The sequence below is a fragment of the Pseudomonas sp. H1_D05 genome (assembly GCF_054682705.1).
On sequence record NZ_CP162825.1, the window covers coordinates 1,958,720 to 1,975,000 of the forward strand.

Annotated in this window: 19 protein-coding genes (1 of these 19 running past the window's edge); 5 read left to right on the plus strand and 14 right to left on the minus strand. The window is 59.2% G+C overall.

Going from position 1 to position 16,281, the window contains the following annotated elements; genetic code table 11:
* Positions 1 to 193: 193 nt before the first annotated feature.
* Positions 194 to 415, minus strand: a complete 222-nt coding sequence (locus AB4O11_RS09000) for a DUF1161 domain-containing protein (protein WP_099757642.1) — start codon at positions 413 to 415, stop codon at positions 194 to 196.
* 127 nt (positions 416 to 542) lie between these two features.
* Positions 543 to 758 (minus strand): dodecin, encoded by a 216-nt coding sequence (locus AB4O11_RS09005; RefSeq protein WP_003220389.1) that lies wholly within the window; start codon positions 756 to 758, stop codon positions 543 to 545.
* A gap of 157 nt (positions 759 to 915) precedes the next feature.
* Between AB4O11_RS09005 and AB4O11_RS09010 the strand changes: the two genes are divergently transcribed.
* Complete coding sequence (locus AB4O11_RS09010) at positions 916 to 1,242, plus strand: ElaB/YgaM/YqjD family protein (RefSeq protein ID WP_007911686.1); 327 nt, start codon at positions 916 to 918, stop codon at positions 1,240 to 1,242.
* On the opposite strand, the gene AB4O11_RS09015 is transcribed toward AB4O11_RS09010, so the two are convergent.
* On the minus strand, positions 1,215 to 2,132 hold the full coding sequence (locus tag AB4O11_RS09015; protein WP_460089399.1) for a LysR family transcriptional regulator: 918 nt from the start codon (positions 2,130 to 2,132) through the stop codon (positions 1,215 to 1,217). The genes AB4O11_RS09010 and AB4O11_RS09015 overlap by 28 nt on opposite strands.
* 114 nt (positions 2,133 to 2,246) lie before the next feature.
* Between AB4O11_RS09015 and trpB the strand changes: the two genes are divergently transcribed.
* The 3 genes from trpB (at position 2,247) to AB4O11_RS09030 (ending at position 4,857) form a co-directional block, all read left to right on the plus strand.
* The gene (gene trpB / locus AB4O11_RS09020; RefSeq protein ID WP_186620386.1) at positions 2,247 to 3,479 is read left to right on the plus strand and encodes a tryptophan synthase subunit beta; all 1,233 of its coding nucleotides are present in this window, start codon (positions 2,247 to 2,249) and stop codon (positions 3,477 to 3,479) included.
* Positions 3,479 to 4,291, plus strand: a complete 813-nt coding sequence (gene trpA, locus AB4O11_RS09025) for a tryptophan synthase subunit alpha (protein WP_116254153.1) — start codon at positions 3,479 to 3,481, stop codon at positions 4,289 to 4,291. Before trpB ends, trpA begins: the two co-directional genes overlap by 1 nt.
* Positions 4,292 to 4,413: 122 nt before the next feature.
* Positions 4,414 to 4,857: an anti-virulence regulator CigR family protein gene (locus AB4O11_RS09030; protein ID WP_460130479.1), complete on the plus strand. Its 444-nt coding sequence runs from the start codon at positions 4,414 to 4,416 to the stop codon at positions 4,855 to 4,857.
* Positions 4,858 to 4,904: 47 nt separating this feature from the next.
* Here AB4O11_RS09030 and AB4O11_RS09035 read toward each other — a convergent pair whose 3' ends face one another.
* From AB4O11_RS09035 to AB4O11_RS09085, 11 genes are all read right to left on the minus strand, one after another.
* Positions 4,905 to 6,866 (minus strand): DUF7844 domain-containing protein, encoded by a 1,962-nt coding sequence (locus tag AB4O11_RS09035; RefSeq protein ID WP_460089401.1) that lies wholly within the window; start codon positions 6,864 to 6,866, stop codon positions 4,905 to 4,907.
* Positions 6,863 to 7,183 (minus strand): DUF2388 domain-containing protein, encoded by a 321-nt coding sequence (locus tag AB4O11_RS09040; RefSeq protein WP_007911662.1) that lies wholly within the window; start codon positions 7,181 to 7,183, stop codon positions 6,863 to 6,865. Before AB4O11_RS09040 ends, AB4O11_RS09035 begins: the two co-directional genes overlap by 4 nt.
* 43 nt (positions 7,184 to 7,226) lie before the next feature.
* Positions 7,227 to 7,544, minus strand: coding sequence for a DUF2388 domain-containing protein (locus tag AB4O11_RS09045; RefSeq protein ID WP_093429472.1), 318 nt, complete (start codon positions 7,542 to 7,544; stop codon positions 7,227 to 7,229).
* A 107-nt stretch (positions 7,545 to 7,651) separates the two neighbouring features.
* Positions 7,652 to 7,969, minus strand: a complete 318-nt coding sequence (locus AB4O11_RS09050; protein WP_460089403.1) for a DUF2388 domain-containing protein — start codon at positions 7,967 to 7,969, stop codon at positions 7,652 to 7,654.
* A gap of 135 nt (positions 7,970 to 8,104) precedes the next feature.
* Complete coding sequence (locus AB4O11_RS09055; protein ID WP_460130480.1) at positions 8,105 to 8,314, minus strand: DUF1127 domain-containing protein; 210 nt, start codon at positions 8,312 to 8,314, stop codon at positions 8,105 to 8,107.
* Positions 8,315 to 8,572: 258 nt separating this feature from the next.
* Complete coding sequence (locus AB4O11_RS09060; protein ID WP_007911656.1) at positions 8,573 to 8,788, minus strand: DUF1127 domain-containing protein; 216 nt, start codon at positions 8,786 to 8,788, stop codon at positions 8,573 to 8,575.
* Between the two features lie 320 nt (positions 8,789 to 9,108).
* Positions 9,109 to 10,602 (minus strand): acetyl-CoA hydrolase/transferase family protein, encoded by a 1,494-nt coding sequence (locus AB4O11_RS09065; protein WP_460089406.1) that lies wholly within the window; start codon positions 10,600 to 10,602, stop codon positions 9,109 to 9,111.
* Between the two features lie 214 nt (positions 10,603 to 10,816).
* On the minus strand, positions 10,817 to 12,250 hold the full coding sequence (locus AB4O11_RS09070) for an NAD(P)(+) transhydrogenase (Re/Si-specific) subunit beta (RefSeq protein ID WP_093429468.1): 1,434 nt from the start codon (positions 12,248 to 12,250) through the stop codon (positions 10,817 to 10,819).
* A complete protein-coding gene (locus tag AB4O11_RS09075; RefSeq protein WP_003187417.1) occupies positions 12,250 to 12,570 on the minus strand; it encodes an NAD(P) transhydrogenase subunit alpha part 2 in 321 nt (106 codons plus the stop codon). Before AB4O11_RS09075 ends, AB4O11_RS09070 begins: the two co-directional genes overlap by 1 nt.
* A 15-nt stretch (positions 12,571 to 12,585) precedes the next feature.
* Complete coding sequence (locus AB4O11_RS09080; RefSeq protein WP_093429467.1) at positions 12,586 to 13,707, minus strand: Re/Si-specific NAD(P)(+) transhydrogenase subunit alpha; 1,122 nt, start codon at positions 13,705 to 13,707, stop codon at positions 12,586 to 12,588.
* Positions 13,708 to 14,141: 434 nt separating this feature from the next.
* Positions 14,142 to 15,041: a LysR family transcriptional regulator gene (locus tag AB4O11_RS09085; protein ID WP_116254150.1), complete on the minus strand. Its 900-nt coding sequence runs from the start codon at positions 15,039 to 15,041 to the stop codon at positions 14,142 to 14,144.
* A 157-nt stretch (positions 15,042 to 15,198) separates the two neighbouring features.
* Between AB4O11_RS09085 and AB4O11_RS09090 the strand changes: the two genes are divergently transcribed.
* Positions 15,199 to 16,281 carry the 5' portion of an acyl-CoA dehydrogenase gene (locus AB4O11_RS09090; RefSeq protein ID WP_007953903.1) on the plus strand. Its footprint extends 99 nt past the window's final position, so only the first 1,083 of its 1,182 coding nucleotides appear in the window; the start codon lies at positions 15,199 to 15,201; its stop codon lies off the right edge, out of view.

Sequence of the window (16,281 nt, forward strand, 5' to 3'; positions counted from 1 at the left end):
CGCTCGACATCGACCTGAAAAATCGAGTCGAACTCAGGATCTGAACAACCCCCGATCCGCTCCCTTTCCCCCTCGCCCCCCCGGGGGAGAGGGCTGGGGTGAGGGGGATCAATCTCAAACACACCACAAATCTTTCAGACACAAAAAAGCCGACGCCTTCACGTCGGCTTTTTGTATTTCAGGCGCGATCAGCTCACTTCTTGTAGACGATTTCCTTCGAGCCACCTTCGCATTTGCCAACGACTTTGCCACCAGCGGCAGCGCCCTTATCAACAATCTCCAGCGAATACCCGGAAACGCCCTTGGCATCCAGCTTCGCCGCAATCTCGCTTTTCAGCTCTTCACAAGGCTTACCGGCAGCAAACGCACCACCCGCAAGGCTCAACAAACCTACTGCCAACATGAACTTCTTCATCGGTCGCACTCCCTGGTCGGATTAAAAGAGGCGGGCATCGAGCGTTCACCCGATGCAGCCACCCTGTAGCGCTTTGCCATTCCTATGGCACTCGGCCAGCGCGCAAGTTCAGAAGACTAGACCAAACTCAGCTGCTAGCAATGCGGAAGCCGACTTTCAGCGTCACCTGAAAGTGCGCTGCCTTGCCGTCCTTGATGTGGCCACGGGTGTCGACCACTTCAAACCACTCAAGATGCTTGATGCTCTTGTTGGCTTCGGCCAGCGCGTTGTTGATGGCGTCTTCGATGCTGCTGGTGGACGAACCGACCAGCTCGACTTTCTTGTACGTGTGATGGTCACTCATAACGATCTCCTTGGCGTGTGGAATTGAGACTAGCAGTGAATCTGCACTGTTGATTTCGGCGGCACCGCGCAGGCGAAGTTCAGATTTTCTGCACTTTCTCAAACCGCTGAAGTCCCAACCAACACACGCCACTCATCACCAATGCAGGAGAGCCACCATGGCCAACACCTCTTTACGTAAAGCCTCGTTGCAAAGCATGGAAGCCGAGATCGAGAGTCTGCTCAAATCGTTGGAAAGCTTGAAAGACGACGCTTCGGACGAGTCGCGCAAGACCCTCAAGGCGCTGAAAAGCAATGCCGAAAGTGCGCTGAAGCACTCGCGCCACCTGCTCAGCGATGCCTACGAAGAAGTCAAGGTTAAAACCCGCGAAACCGGGATCGCCACCCGTGATTACGCTCAGGAACATCCATGGACGACGGCCGGTGTGGCCGTCGGTGCGATCGGTCTGCTGGCGGCTTACTTGCTGTTCAAGCGCGGCGAGTGATCCGTCTGGCGCAGTTCGTTCTTGAGCCATTGCGCCAGTTGCCGGGCGCGCCCGTCTGCGGCGCGCTTGGGTAGCCACAACGCCAGTTGCGCCGGGGTTTCACAGAAACCCCATGGCGCAACCAGGCGACCGGCCTTCAAATCTTCCGTCACCAGCGGCTCCGGCGCGATGGCTACGCCGAGACCCGCGACCGCTGCTTCCAGCAAATAATACAAATGCTCAAAACCTTGCCCGAGCTTCATTGCTTTTGCGTCGAGTGCGTTCTGCTGCGCCCAACTCGGCCAGGCTTGCGGGCGCGAAGTGGTGTGCAGCAACGGTTCGTTTAGCAGGGCCGAGGCTGGCGCGGTTTGCAGACGTTGATAACCACTGAACAGCGGACTCATGACCGGGCCGATGCGTTCTGCGGCCAGTTCATAGACCTGCATGTCCGCCGGCCACGGTGGTTCGGCGAACAGCAGCAAAGCATCCAGCCCCGGGCGTCGTGGATCGAGATCGCCTTCGCCCGCCGACAGGTGCAGCCGCAAATCCGGCAGATCTGCATTCAACCGGCCCAGACGCGGAATGAACCAGCGCGCCAACAAGCTTCCGGAGCAGCCGAGTACAAACGGGGCATCGGCCGTAATTTGGGTGAGCTCGGCACAAACACTGCGCAAGCGATCAAACGCCTCGCCACTGGCATCGCGTAACCGCATGCCGGCATCTGTGAGTTTCAAGCCGCGCCCATCTTTGACGAACAGACTGGCGCCAAGGTGCTCTTCCAGCACCTTGAGCTGACGGCTGACCGCGCCATGGGTGACGTGCAGCTGTTCGGCAGCCTGACTGACGCTGTTCAGCCGGGCGGTGGCTTCGAACGCACGCAAGGCGTTCAGCGGGGGAAGGTCTTGGCTCATGGTATCTGTGAGTTTTCCTGACAGGTTGTGGCGATCTTATCGGTTTTCAGCATAGAAGGTCAGGGGTAGAGTGGTCGTCATTGTCTTCTCACCCGAATTCACCTGGAGCGACTCATGACCCAGACTTCGAACACCTCTGATCTGCGTAACGGCCCTGACGCCAACGGCCTGTTCGGTTCGTTCGGTGGCCGCTACGTGGCGGAAACGCTGATGCCGTTGATCCTCGACCTGGCCCGCGAATACGAAGCGGCCAAGGAAGATCCGGCGTTCAAAGAAGAATTGGCCTACTTCCAGCGTGACTACGTCGGGCGTCCGAGCCCGCTGTATTTCGCCGAACGCCTGACCGAGTTCTGCGGCGGCGCGAAGATTTACCTCAAGCGTGAAGAGCTGAACCACACCGGCGCGCACAAGATCAACAACTGCATCGGCCAGATCCTGCTGGCACGGCGCATGGGCAAGAAACGCATCATCGCCGAGACCGGCGCCGGCATGCACGGCGTGGCCACGGCCACCGTCGCCGCACGTTTCGGTCTGGACTGCGTGATCTACATGGGCACCACTGACATCGAACGTCAGCAGGCCAACGTCTTCCGCATGAAGCTGTTGGGCGCTGAAGTAATTCCGGTGGTGGCCGGCACCGGCACCCTTAAAGACGCGATGAACGAAGCCCTGCGTGACTGGGTGACCAACGTCGACAACACGTTCTACCTGATCGGCACCGTGGCCGGCCCGCACCCTTATCCTGCAATGGTTCGCGACTTTCAGGCCGTCATCGGCAAGGAAACCCGTGATCAGTTGCAGGCTCAGGAAGGTCGTCTGCCGGACAGCCTGGTGGCGTGCATCGGTGGCGGTTCCAACGCGATGGGCCTGTTCCACCCGTTCCTCGACGACAAGAGCGTTGAAATCATCGGTGTTGAAGCCGCCGGTTACGGCATTGAAACCGGCAAGCATGCGGCGAGCCTGAATGGCGGCGTTCCGGGTGTGTTGCACGGCAACCGTACCTTCCTGCTGCAGGACGACGACGGCCAGATCATCGACGCTCACTCGATTTCCGCCGGCCTCGATTACCCAGGCATTGGTCCTGAACACGCGTGGTTGCATGACATCGGCCGCGTTCAGTACACCTCGGTGACCGACGACGAAGCGCTGGATGCGTTCCACAAATGCTGCCGCCTGGAAGGGATCATTCCTGCCCTGGAAAGCGCCCACGCCTTGGCTGAAGTGTTCAAGCGCGCACCGAACTTGCCGAAGGATCACCTGATGGTGGTCAACCTTTCCGGCCGTGGTGACAAAGACATGCAGACCGTCATGCACCATATGGAACAGTCTAAGCAGGAGAAACACTGATGAGCCGCCTGCAAACCCGTTTTGCCGATCTCAAAGAACAGAACCGCGCTGCGCTGGTGACCTTCGTCACCGCCGGTGACCCGGACTACGACACCTCGCTGGCGATCCTCAAAGGCTTGCCGGGTGCTGGCGCCGACGTGATCGAGCTGGGCATGCCGTTCACCGACCCGATGGCCGACGGCCCGGCGATTCAACTGGCGAACATCCGTGCCTTGGGCGCCAAGCAGAACCTGATGAAAACCCTGCAAATGGTTCGCGAGTTCCGTGAAGGCAACAGTGATACGCCGCTGGTGCTGATGGGCTACTTCAACCCGATCCACATGTATGGCGTTGAGCGCTTCATCGCCGATGCGAAAGAGGCTGGCGTCGATGGCCTGATCGTGGTCGACATGCCGCCTGAGCACAACGCCGAGCTGTGCGACCCGGCGCAGGCTGCGGGTCTGGACTTCATCCGCCTGACCACGCCGACCACCGACGATGCGCGTCTGCCGAAGGTGCTTAATGGCAGTTCCGGTTTCGTTTACTACGTGTCGGTCGCCGGTGTGACCGGTGCCGGCGCGGCGACGCTGGAGCACGTTGAAGAGGCGGTGACCCGTCTGCGTCGCCATACCGATCTGCCGATCAGCATCGGTTTCGGCATCCGCACGCCGGAGCAAGCGGCGTCCATCGCGCGTCTGGCCGACGGTGTGGTGGTGGGTTCGGCGTTGATCGATCACATCGCCAACGCGACCACACCCGACCAGGCCATCGACGGCGTGCTGAGCCTGTGCTCGGCTCTCTCCGAAGGCGTGCGTAAGGCCCGCGTCAGCTGAAGGTAAAGTTCCTGATACAGAGGAATTAGCGCCTCGCGGCACAGACTAATCCAGCAAGACCGAGGGATTCAGAACCACGTTCTGAATCCCTTTTTGCTGTTTGTGCCGTGAGGAAAGACCCGATGAAAATGCCGAAACGTCTGATGGCCGGACTGGGCGTGCTGATGATCAGCGTGACACCGCTGCTGGCCAGCGCCGATCCGCGCGATGATCATGACCACGGCGGCCCACAGCAGGGCCAATACAACAACCATGGTAATGATCATCGTGGCTCGCCAAACGATCACCGTGGCGGCCCGCCGCCGTACGACTTCGGCCCGGTGCGCCAGACCATTCGTGACAATCATGGCTACTTCGTGCGCGGCGCACCGCCGCCTCCGGGGATTCATCTGGAGCGTGGCCGGCCGTTGCCGCACGGCTATTACGGCGAGCGTCTGGATAGTCGGGCGTTAGGTCGTCTGCCGGTGTACCCGGGTTACGAATGGCGCCGGGCGGGGGGTGATATCGTGCTGATCGCGGTGGGCACCGGGATCGTCTACGAAATTCTCGATGGCGTTTTGTATTGATCTGCAGGCAATAAAAAAGACCGCAGCCATTGGCTGCGGTCTTTTTTTCAGGGCAGCTCCAGTCCGCCGGAGGCCTTGTGCAGTTTGCGCAGATGCGCGCCGATCTGCTTCACGTTCTCCTCACTGGCCGCAATTTCGGCGGCCCGCTTCGGCTCCAGCAACTTACGCACTTCTGCATCCAGATCTCCGGACAGTGCCAACAGCTTCTTCTGCCGCTGACTGCTCTCCGCTTCGAGTCGACTGAACTCGGTCGGCTGCGGCAATCCGTAACCCTTGGAATCGAGCAATTCCGCCGGACGACTGAGGAACCCGCTGTTGGCGAGGATTTCCTGCAAGGTCGCGTTGGCCTTGTCCATGCCGCCGTTTTCCAGCTCCCGCGCGCCGAGGTAGCGTTGCTTGACCTCATCCTGAGCCAGCAACAACTGGCGTCGATAACTCGCCTGCTCCAACAGCAGCAGGGCGGCGCTGGTACGCAAGTCGGCGCGTTCGAACCACTCACGGCGTTCTTCGGCTGTCAGCGAAAGCCATTCCTCGACGGTGTTCTGTTTGATCGGCAATTGCTTCTTCAGCACATCGAACATGGCCTGATAGCGATCGCGGAACGAGTCGAAGCGGTAACCCAGGCGCAGGGCTTCTTTCGGATCATCCAGCACACTGGTGTCCGCCAGACCACGGCCCTTCATCACTTCCAGCAAACCGTTGGGCATGATGCTGTCCAGACCCACGAACTGGTTGTTGTTACTGCCGCTGCGCAACAGCTTCAGGCCTTCTACCGCGCAGTTGTTGGAGAGGAAGAAGTAGTTGCCGTCGTAGCTCCAGTGCATTTCGGCGGCGTGTTCGACCACGCCTTCGATCTCGTCCCGTGACAGGTTCAGCGGCACGGAAGCAAGGCTGCGCAGTTCGGTCTTGGTGTATTCGTCGATGACCTGCGCGAGCGGCAGCACGAACAGGCGCGACGGGTATTTGCCGACCAGTCCGTCCCAGCTCGACAGCTGTACATCACCGACAAAGGCGCGGTAGGACAACACCAGATGCTGATCGAGGTCGAGCCGGCAATCCGGCCCGCGCGGGCGACCCGGTGCACAGATCACCAGGCGCAACATGCTGTGGCCCCAGCGGCTGACCCAGTTCTGATTGGCCTCGGCCAGTAGATAGTCGACGGCGTAGACCCGCTCGGGATCGACCTGCCCCAAGGGTTGCTTGGCGAAGTCGTTGCCGGCATTGAGGAAGGAGAAGGTCTTGCTGCAGGTGTCCTTGGCCGACGGTGTCCAGCCGAAGTGCTGCTGGTAATAGCGATACAACGCCGGGCGACGGCAGGCATAGCTCGGGTCGAGGAGGAAATACTCCATGTTGACCGCGACAAACTCCTTCGGGCTGGAGATTTCGTACAGGTCCGGGCTGCGCGCGATCTGGCGGTTGTGTTGTTCGCGCTCACCCCGACGGCCGACGTATTGCTGCCAACCGGCGAGATCGAGCAGGCGTGGGTCATCGCTGAGGGTGAAACGCCGCCCGTTCTGCCCGCGACACTCATCGGGAATGCCGATCAGCCCGGCGCTGTTGAAGCGGCGGGTGCAGCGCTGGATTAGCGTGCGCTCGGCGTCCGGCCACAAGCGCGCGCGATCGTAAATGTGGGTAATTTCGTGCAACACCGTGGCGAGCAATTCCTGGCGCACAGTGCCGTGGGGGCGATTGGTTTTTTCTTTGGCTGCACTGCCGTCAGTGAGGCTGGCCAGCAGTTTGCGATTCAGATCGAGTTCGGCAACGAGCGTGGCCTGGCCGTAAGCGTTGGCGGGCATGTCGTCGGTCCAGCCGACATCGATGCGCCGATCCAGCCGCTCGATAAAGCTCGGCGGCAGCTTTTGCATCGCCTCATCGATCAGCGCCTGGCTGGCCTGTTGTTGGGCGGGGCTCAGACCGTCGGTCTTGAGCCGCAATTGCAGGCCGGCGTGGGCGCTGTTGCCAAGCAGCAACAACGCCCCGGCCAGCAGCCAGGTGCCGAGTGACTTCACAGTGCGAGGATGGCTTCGGCGAGAACCTGATCGCTGGCGTCGCGCGCTTCCGGCACACGGGTGCGCAGGGTGTTGAGCGCGGCTTCCAGATGCGCGCCACGGATATCACCGTTAGTGGCGACGAAACTGGCGGCATCATCGTGTGCTTCGCGGATGATTTTCGAATCGCGGATCGACGTGGTGGTGTCGGAAGTGAAATCGATAGTGCGCTGGGAGGCACGAACGATGATGTTACTGGTGGCTACCAGGGTGTGCGCCTGGGCCACGTCGGCCAACAAAAACAGGCCAAGGGCGGCAGCAATCAGCGGGCTACGCATGGAACGACTCCGGAAGGGCAAGGATAACAGGGGTACAGGATAACTATTGGACGAGAATTGCCTCTGCCAGTTCAAGGTCGCTGACATGAAGTTTCGGCCGGGTTTTGCGCAGGTAATGCAGCGCGGATTCCAGTCGAGCACCACGCCATTCACCGTCACTGGCAACAAAAGCTGCGGCATCATCGTGGGCCGCGAGCAGCAGTTTACGGTCGAATGGGGCGGAAGACACCATGCTGGTGGCGTAACCACTGACGACGGTGCCTTGCGTCGACGCATTGAAAGCATCAAAGGCATCGACCGATGTCGCCCAGCAGGCGGTGAACAATACGGAGGGAATCAGTAGATTTGGAAGAAAGCGCATCGGACTCGGTAATTTTTGGTGAGCCCAAAGGCTAGCGCAATGCCCGGGCCAGAGCCAGCGCCGAAACATCGGGACACGACCGGCGTGTCCCGAACGGTGTCACGCGCTTAGATCGTCAGGATGGCTTGAGCCAACTGTGCGTCGGTAGCTTGTAGCTGTGGGGCCTGATGACGGATGTGATCCAGCGCGCTTTCCAGTTTCACACCACGGATTTCGCCTTCGCTGGCCACGAAGCTGGCAGCGTCGTCACGGGCGGCGAGGACGATTTTGTCATCACGGAACGACGAGGAAACGTCGGAGGTGGCGTCGGACGAGGATTTCAGTGCACCGACAACAGCGTCGGTGGTCACGATGAAGCTGGTGGCGCTGGCGTTGGCAGCCACGGCCAGCAGGGCGGCAGCACTGATCAGACGAAGACGGGACATGGTGTAACTCCTATGGATAAACCGTATTGAGAGGTGGCTCGGGATCTGAGGAGTCAGACGCCAGTGACACAGCATTCGCCACGTTCTGCGTGGATATTAGGCTTGCTTTGCGAGGTTCGCACAGTGGGCAAAATGCTAGCGCCAGAACGGTTTATGCAGTTCACTCAGTCGATCAGCATGGCTGAGGCCAAGATCGGCGAGATCCCGACCGTCGAGTTGAGAGAGCAGGCGCCTTGTTCTGGCGCGCTCCAGGCTGTCCAGAAGCCCGCGAATCAGGCGACGCAGAGCATTGGGGCGAGGGTAGGAATGGCTGAAGTTTCTTGAAACATCCCGTAAGTCATTCATGACGTATTCCTTATTACCGGTGAAGGCGGAAGGTCATGTTGAGCCTGTGACAGAGGAAGAGGCAGATACAGCAGAAGCAAATTGTACTGGTCCAGGTGGTGATTATAATGAACTGTACCTGTCAGCGATAAAGCTAGCTGTATAGGGATTTAAAACTCCCCAAAACGACGAAACCCGTCGTGGTTTCCCACGACGGGTTTCGTTTGTTCAATTCGGGTTGCTGGCGGTGGGTCTAATGACCAGAGCCAGCGACGCTACTTAGCGCCAGAACGGCTTGCTCAGCTCTTCGTAGCGTTGTGCTTCGCTGATACCGGCGTCAGCCAGCAAACGCGAATCCAGGCGAGCCAGTTGATGGCGGCTGGAGATGCGGCGCTGCCACAACATCAGGTTGGCGATAACGCGCAGAGGCAGGGAAGCCTGGGTGTTTACAGCTTTGTCTTCGAAGAACAGTTCGGAACTGAGTGTACGTTCCATGGTTGACATCCTTCCGCTTGTGGCGGGATCAGGTAGTGGTTTGACTGGTGCCCATGATCCTCTCGTTTGCCAAGTCTCTCTAGATACAGTTCAACTGTATTGTGAGTGACCAGTTAACTGTTTATAGGGGGTGTACGGGTCAAAAACGAGCAAACTGTACCTGTCCGCACTTAAGTGGTGCGTTTTTGCTCGATTCGAGGAAAAAGGTAGGCAAAAGCTGTAGGAAAGGACCGGTACAGCGGTACAGTTTTTGTCAGCTTTGAAGATTGCAACAATCCGCTGACGCAAACTGTGTTTGCGCCAACGGTTATCTGAGTGAATTACACCGCAAGCATGCGCCCGGTTTCTTCCAGGTTGATATGCCAGCTCAACGCTTCACGCAGAATGTGTGGGGTATGGCCACCGATTGCACAGGCCTTCGTGAAGTAATCATCCAGCGCTTGACGGAAGTCCGGGTGCACACAGTTATCGATGATCACACGTGCACGTTCCCGCGGCGCCAAGCCGCGTAAATCGGCCAGACCCACTTCGGTCACCAGAATGTCGACATCGTGCTCTGTGTGGTCGACGTGGCTGACCATCGGCACCACGCTGGAAATCGCCCCGCCCTTGGCGATCGACTTGGTCACGAACACCGCCAGATGCGCGTTACGCGCGAAGTCGCCGGAACCGCCGATGCCGTTCATCATCCGCGTGCCGCAAACGTGGGTGGAGTTGACGTTGCCGTAAATGTCGAACTCCAGCGCCGTGTTGATCCCGATGATGCCTAGGCGGCGCACCACTTCCGGGTGGTTGGAGATCTCCTGCGGACGTAGTACCAGTTTGTCCTTGTACTTCTCCAGGTTACCGAACACGTCGCTGTTGCGGCGCTCCGACAGGGTGATCGAGCTGCCCGAAGCGAAGCTCAGCTTGCCGGCGTCGATCAGGTCGAAGGTCGAATCCTGTAGTACTTCGGAGTACATGGTCAGGTCTTCAAACGGCGAATCGATCAGACCGAACATCACCGCGTTGGCAATGTTGCCGATCCCTGCCTGCAACGGGCCGAGCTTGTTGGTCATGCGCCCGGCGTCGACTTCCTGCTTGAAGAAGGTGATCAGGTGATCGGCAATGGCGTTGGTGTCGACGTCCGGCGACGACACGGTAGACGGCGAGTCCGCCTGCTGGGTGATCACGATGGCGACGATTTTTTCCGGCGGAATCGGAATCGCCGTGCTGCCGATGCGGTCGTCGACTTTTACCAGCGGGATCGGCGTGCGCGTCGGGCGATAGGTCGGGATATAGATGTCATGCAGGCCTTCGAGGTTGGCGTTGTGCGCCAGGTTGATCTCGACAATCACCTGTTTGGCGAAAATTGCGAAGCTCGCCGAGTTGCCCACCGAGGTGGTCGGCACGATGTGGCCTTGCTCGGTGATGGCCACAGCTTCGATGACCGCGATGTCCGGCAGCTTCAGTTGCTGGTTGCGTAGCTGCTCGACGGTTTCCGACAGGTGCTGATCAATGAACATTACCTGGCCGGCATTGATTGCCTTGCGCAAGGTGCTGTCGACCTGGAACGGCATCCGCCGCGACAGCACGCCGGCTTCGGTCAGTTGCTTGTCGAGGTCGTTGCCCAGGCTGGCGCCGGTCATCAGGCTGATCTTCAGCGGCGTGACCTTGGCGCGCTCGGCCAGTGCATGAGGGACGGCTTTGGCTTCGCCAGCACGAGTAAATCCGCTCATGCCGACGGTCATGCCGTCCTCAATCAAAGCGGCTGCGTCGGCGGCGCTCATCACTTTATCCAACAACGAAGGCAGGCGAATACGGTCACGGTACATGGATTATTATCTCGGGAAGCGAGTAGCAGGATGCGCAGTCTAGTGAATTTGACGAGCGCCTGTCCCGCTACCAAGGTCGCAAACGAGGCGTCTATTTAGCGGGTTTGAAGTAAAACACCGTTACTGGATCTGCAACAACGCGGCAAATTGTCCGACTGTTTGCGCAAACAAAAACGCCCCGACAAGTCGGGGCGTTCGGTATTGCAGCGGGGAATTACTCGACCGCTTTGACCATGTCTTCGATGACTTTCTTCGCGTCGCCGAAGACCATCATGGTTTTGTCCAGATAGAACAGCTCGTTGTCCAGGCCGGCATAGCCGCTGGCCATCGAGCGCTTGTTGACGATGATGGTCTTGGCTTTGAACGCTTCGAGAATCGGCATGCCGGCAATCGGCGATTTCGGATCGTTCTTTGCGGCCGGGTTAACCACGTCGTTCGCGCCGAGCACCAGCACCACATCGGCCTGACCGAACTCGGAGTTGATGTCCTCCATCTCGAACACCTGGTCGTAAGGCACTTCGGCCTCGGCGAGCAGAACGTTCATGTGCCCCGGCATACGGCCCGCTACGGGGTGGATCGCGTACTTCACGGTCACGCCACGGTGGGTCAGCTTCTCGGTCAGCTCTTTCAGCGCATGTTGCGCACGTGCCACTGCCAGACCGTAGCCCGGGACGATGATCACGGTGTCGGCGTTGGTCAGCAGGAAGGTCGCGTCGTCAGCCGAACCGGATTTCACCGGACGTGCTTCCTTCGCACCGGCAGGACCTGCGTCGGCCGTGTTGCCGAAACCGCCGAGCAGTACATTAAAGAAGGAACGGTTCATCGCCTTGCACATGATGTACGACAGGATCGCACCGCTCGAACCCACCAGGGAACCGGCAATGATCAGCATCGAGTTGTTCAGCGAGAAGCCGATACCCGCCGCCGCCCAGCCCGAGTAGCTGTTGAGCATCGACACCACGACCGGCATGTCGGCGCCGCCAATCGGGATGATGATCAGCACGCCCATCACAAACGCCAGCGCCAGCATCAGCGCGAACGCAGTGAGGTTACCGGTGAACATGAAGGTCAGGCCCAGTGCCAGCGTCGCCAGGCCCAGCACGGCGTTCAGCTTGTGCTGACCAACGAACTGTACCGGGGCGCCCTGGAACAGACGGAACTTGTATTTGCCCGACAGCTTGCCGAACGCAATCACCGAACCGGAGAAGGTGATCGCACCGATCGCAGCGCCGAGGAACAGCTCCAGACGGTTGCCCGCCGGAATCGAGTCGCCCAGTTGCTTGACGATGCCCAGCGATTGCGGCTCCACCACAGCGGCGATGGCAATGAACACTGCCGCAAGGCCGATCATGCTGTGCATGAAGGCGACCAGTTCCGGCATCTTGGTCATTTCAACGCGCTTGGCCATGATCGAACCGGCGGTGCCGCCGACCAGCAGGCCAACGATCACGTAACCGATGCCAGCCGTGGCCAGCTCAGCACCCAACTTATAGATAAGGCCGACGGTGGTCAGGATGGCCAACGCCATGCCGAGCATGCCGAACAGGTTGCCGCGCCGCGAGGTAGTCGGGTGCGACAAGCCTTTGAGGGCCTGGATAAAGCAGATCGACGCGATCAGGTAGAGCGTCGTGACAAGATTCATGCTCATTACTTCGGCGCCTCTTCTTTTACTTTCGGGGCTTTCTTCTTGAACATCTCAAGCATGCGGCGGGTCACCAGGAAGCCACCGAACACGTTGACCGCAGCCAGCGCCACAGCAAGGGTGCCCATGGTTTTGCCCAGCGGCGTGACGGTCAGCGCAGCGGCAAGCATGGCGCCGACGATCACAATCGCCGAGATGGCGTTGGTTACCGCCATCAAAGGTGTGTGCAGCGCAGGTGTAACGTTCCAGACCACGTGGTAACCGACATAAATCGCCAGCACGAAGATGATCAGGTTGTAGATACCGGGGGAGATAAGCTCTTCCATCGTCTGAATCCCTGCTTAGGCGTTTTTGCGGATGACTTGGCCGTCGCGGCACATCAGGCACGCGGCGACGATGTCGTCTTCGAGGTTGACGTCGAACTGGCCTTCTTTGGTGAAGACCAGCTTGAGGAAGTCCAGCAGGTTGCGCGCATACAGTGCCGAGGCGTCTGCAGCGACTTCACCGGCCAGATTGGTCGGGCCGCAAATGGTCACGCCATTCTCGACCACGACTTGATCAGCCACGGTCAGCGGGCAGTTGCCGCCCTGAGCAGCGGCGAGGTCGATGACCACCGAGCCCGGTTTCATCTGCGCTACGGTCTCCGCGCTCAACAGCGTCGGTGCCTTTCGGCCCGGAATCAGCGCGGTGGTGATGACGATGTCAGCTTGCTTGGCGCGCTCGTGCACGGCCTGCGCCTGACGCTGCATCCAGCTCGCCGGCATTGGTCGCGCGTAACCGCCGACACCGACGGCGCATTCACGCTCTTCATCGGTCTCGTAAGGTACGTCGACGAACTTGGCGCCGAGTGATTCGATCTGCTCTTTTACCGCCGGACGCACGTCGGACGCTTCGATCACCGCACCCAGACGCTTCGCCGTAGCAATCGCCTGCAACCCGGCCACACCGGCGCCGAGAATCAGCACGCGCGCCGCTTTCACGGTGCCCGCAGCGGTCATCAGCATCGGCATGAAGCGCGGATAGTAATGAGCGGCCAGCAACACAGCCTTATAGCCGGCAATGTTCGCCTGCGACGACAACACATCGAGACTCTGCGCGCGCGAGGTGCGCGGCGCCGCTTCGAGGGCGAACGCGGTAATGCCGCACTCGGCCATCTTTGCGATGGTTTCGTTGTTGAACGGATTGAGCATGCCGACCAACACCGTACCGCGCTTGATCAGCGTCAGTTCGGCATCGCTTGGCGCGACCACTTTGAGAATCAGCTCGGCGCCAAACGCGTCATTGGCACTGCCAATGGTTGCGCCTGCCGCTTCATAGGCACTGTCGACAACGCTGGCTTTAACGCCGGCGCCGGTTTGCACAGTGACCTTATGACCTTGGCTGATCAGCTTTTTAATGGTTTCCGGGGTTGCAGCAACCCGTGTTTCACCGGTCTGGGTTTCGAGAGGAACACCAATGTGCACGTCAAATCTCCTGCGTGATCTTATTGAGTAAACCCATGCACTACGGATGGTGCGACTGGGGCGGCCGATCAGCACGATCCCGCCAAATCAGGGCGGGGCGCGGCATTTTGCAGGCGAACTTTATGCCCTTCAAGGGATTATGACGGGTGACGGAAAATTAACTACAAGTCATCCCGTGACCGAATGTCGCAGATGGCCAGCCGAATCCCTTGCAGGCCGTGCCTTGTAAGGATTCTGGCCGAATATGGAAAAATTTCTCATCGGTGACGTGAATAGGCACTAATGCGTCGCTGATGAAGGCTGAAAGCCACGTCTTCAGCCGCTTGTGGGACGTCTGTACGACTTTCGGATACAGTCTGTTGAATTGCGACAAATACTTATATCTGTAGGGCTTTTGTTTTCCTGACTACGGGGTTAGGTAACGTTGTAAGCCTTTACCCTTCTAGGCTATAGCTCTGTGCCTGAGTTACCAGCCAGTCACGAAATGCCTTTAATGACGCTGATTCGACCTTTCGCTCAGGAATCATCAGGTAGTAGGCCTTGATGCTGGAAAGCGCCTGCGGGTTTGCAATCACCAGGCGTTTCTCGGCCAGCTCACGCTGAATCAGGAACGGTGGAATCAGCGCGATCCCCATGTCGTGCATGGCCGCTTGGGCGAGCATGGAGAATAGCTCGTAGCGCGGGCCTGTCATGTCGCGCGGGATATTCAGCTGTTGCGAGTTGAACCACTGGCGCCAAGCGTAAGGTCGGGTAGTCTGCTGCAGCAGCGGCAGTTCGGCGATGGCTGCGGCTGTCAGAAGCGTCTTGTTGCCGAGTAGGGCCGGGCTGCACACCGGCATCGGATTCTCGCCCATCAGCCTGTGGGATTCGGTACCGGACCAATCGGCATCACCGAAGTAGATCGCCGCATCGAATTCGGTATCGGCAAACAGAAAGGGCCGGGTGCGGTTGGTCAGGTTGACCGTGACTTCCGGATGCTTGTGCTGGAAATCCTTCAGACGTGGCAGCAGCCATTGCGTGCCAAAGGTCGGCACCACCGCCAGTTCGATTACGTTGGTGCCTTGCTGGCCCATCACGGACAGCGTGTCGCGTTCGACTGCATCTAGTTGCGTCGCGACTCGGCGGCTGTAGGAAAGCCCCGCCTCGGTCAGCTTCACCCCGCGCCGCGAGCGTCGGAATAGTTCCACACTGAGGAACTCCTCAAGGCTGGCTATTTGTCGGCAAATGGCGCCTTGAGTCAGGGAAAGTTCTTCGGCAGCGCGGGTAAAGCTCTCGTGGCGCGCGGCAGCTTCGAAACTGATCAGGGCGGTGGTGCTGGGGATCTTCCTGCGCATGTACGTCAACCTCACTAATGCGCCGCATAAAAGGCATTCCGCGACGTTTCGGAGTGAGAAATTAGCACAACAGAATGCGAAATCCTCGTTTGCCGCGACGGCGAACCGCGCCTAGGATCAATGCCACGTTAATTCACCGATTTGCGAGGACAGACTCATGGGCGGTAAAGCTAGCTTCAACTGGATTGATCCCCTGCTGCTGGATCAACAGCTCACTGAAGAAGAGCGCATGATCCGCGACACCGCCGAGCAGTTTGCTCAACAGAGCCTCGCGCCGCGTGTTCTTGAAGCCTTCCGTCATGAGAAAACCGACCCGGCGATCTTCCGCGAGATGGGCGAAGTCGGTCTGTTGGGCGCGACCATCCCTGAACAGTACGGCGGCAGCGGTCTGAACTATGTCAGCTACGGTCTGATTGCTCGTGAAGTCGAGCGTGTCGACTCAGGCTACCGCTCGATGATGAGCGTGCAGTCGTCGCTGGTGATGGTGCCGATCAACGAATTCGGTACTGAAGCGCAAAAGCAGAAGTACCTGCCGAAGCTGGCTTCCGGCGAATGGATCGGCTGCTTCGGTCTGACCGAACCCAACCACGGTTCCGACCCGGGCGCGATGATCACTCGTGCACGTAAGGTCGACGGCGGCTACAGCCTGACCGGCGCGAAAATGTGGATCACCAACAGCCCGATCGCCGATGTGTTCGTGGTCTGGGCCAAAGACGATGCCGGTGACATTCGTGGCTTCGTCCTGGAAAAAGGCTGGAAAGGCCTTAGTGCTCCGGCGATTCACGGCAAGGTCGGCCTGCGTGCGTCGATCACTGGTGAAATCGTTATGGATAACGTGTTTGTGCCGGAAGAGAACATCTTCCCGGACGTGCGTGGCCTGAAAGGTCCGTTCACCTGCCTCAACTCGGCGCGTTACGGCATTTCTTGGGGCGCACTGGGCGCTGCCGAGTTCTGCTGGCACACCGCTCGTCAGTACACCCTCGATCGCCAGCAGTTTGGTCGCCCATTGGCTGCCACTCAGTTGATCCAGAAAAAACTGGCAGACATGCAGACCGAAATCACCTTGGCCCTGCAAGGCTGCCTGCGGTTGGGGCGTATGAAAGATGAAGGCACTGCTGCGGTCGAAATCACTTCGATCATGAAGCGCAACTCCTGCGGCAAGTCGCTGGACATTGCCCGTATGGCGCGCGACATGTTGGGTGGTAACGGCATCTCCGACGAATTCGGCGTGGCCCGTCAT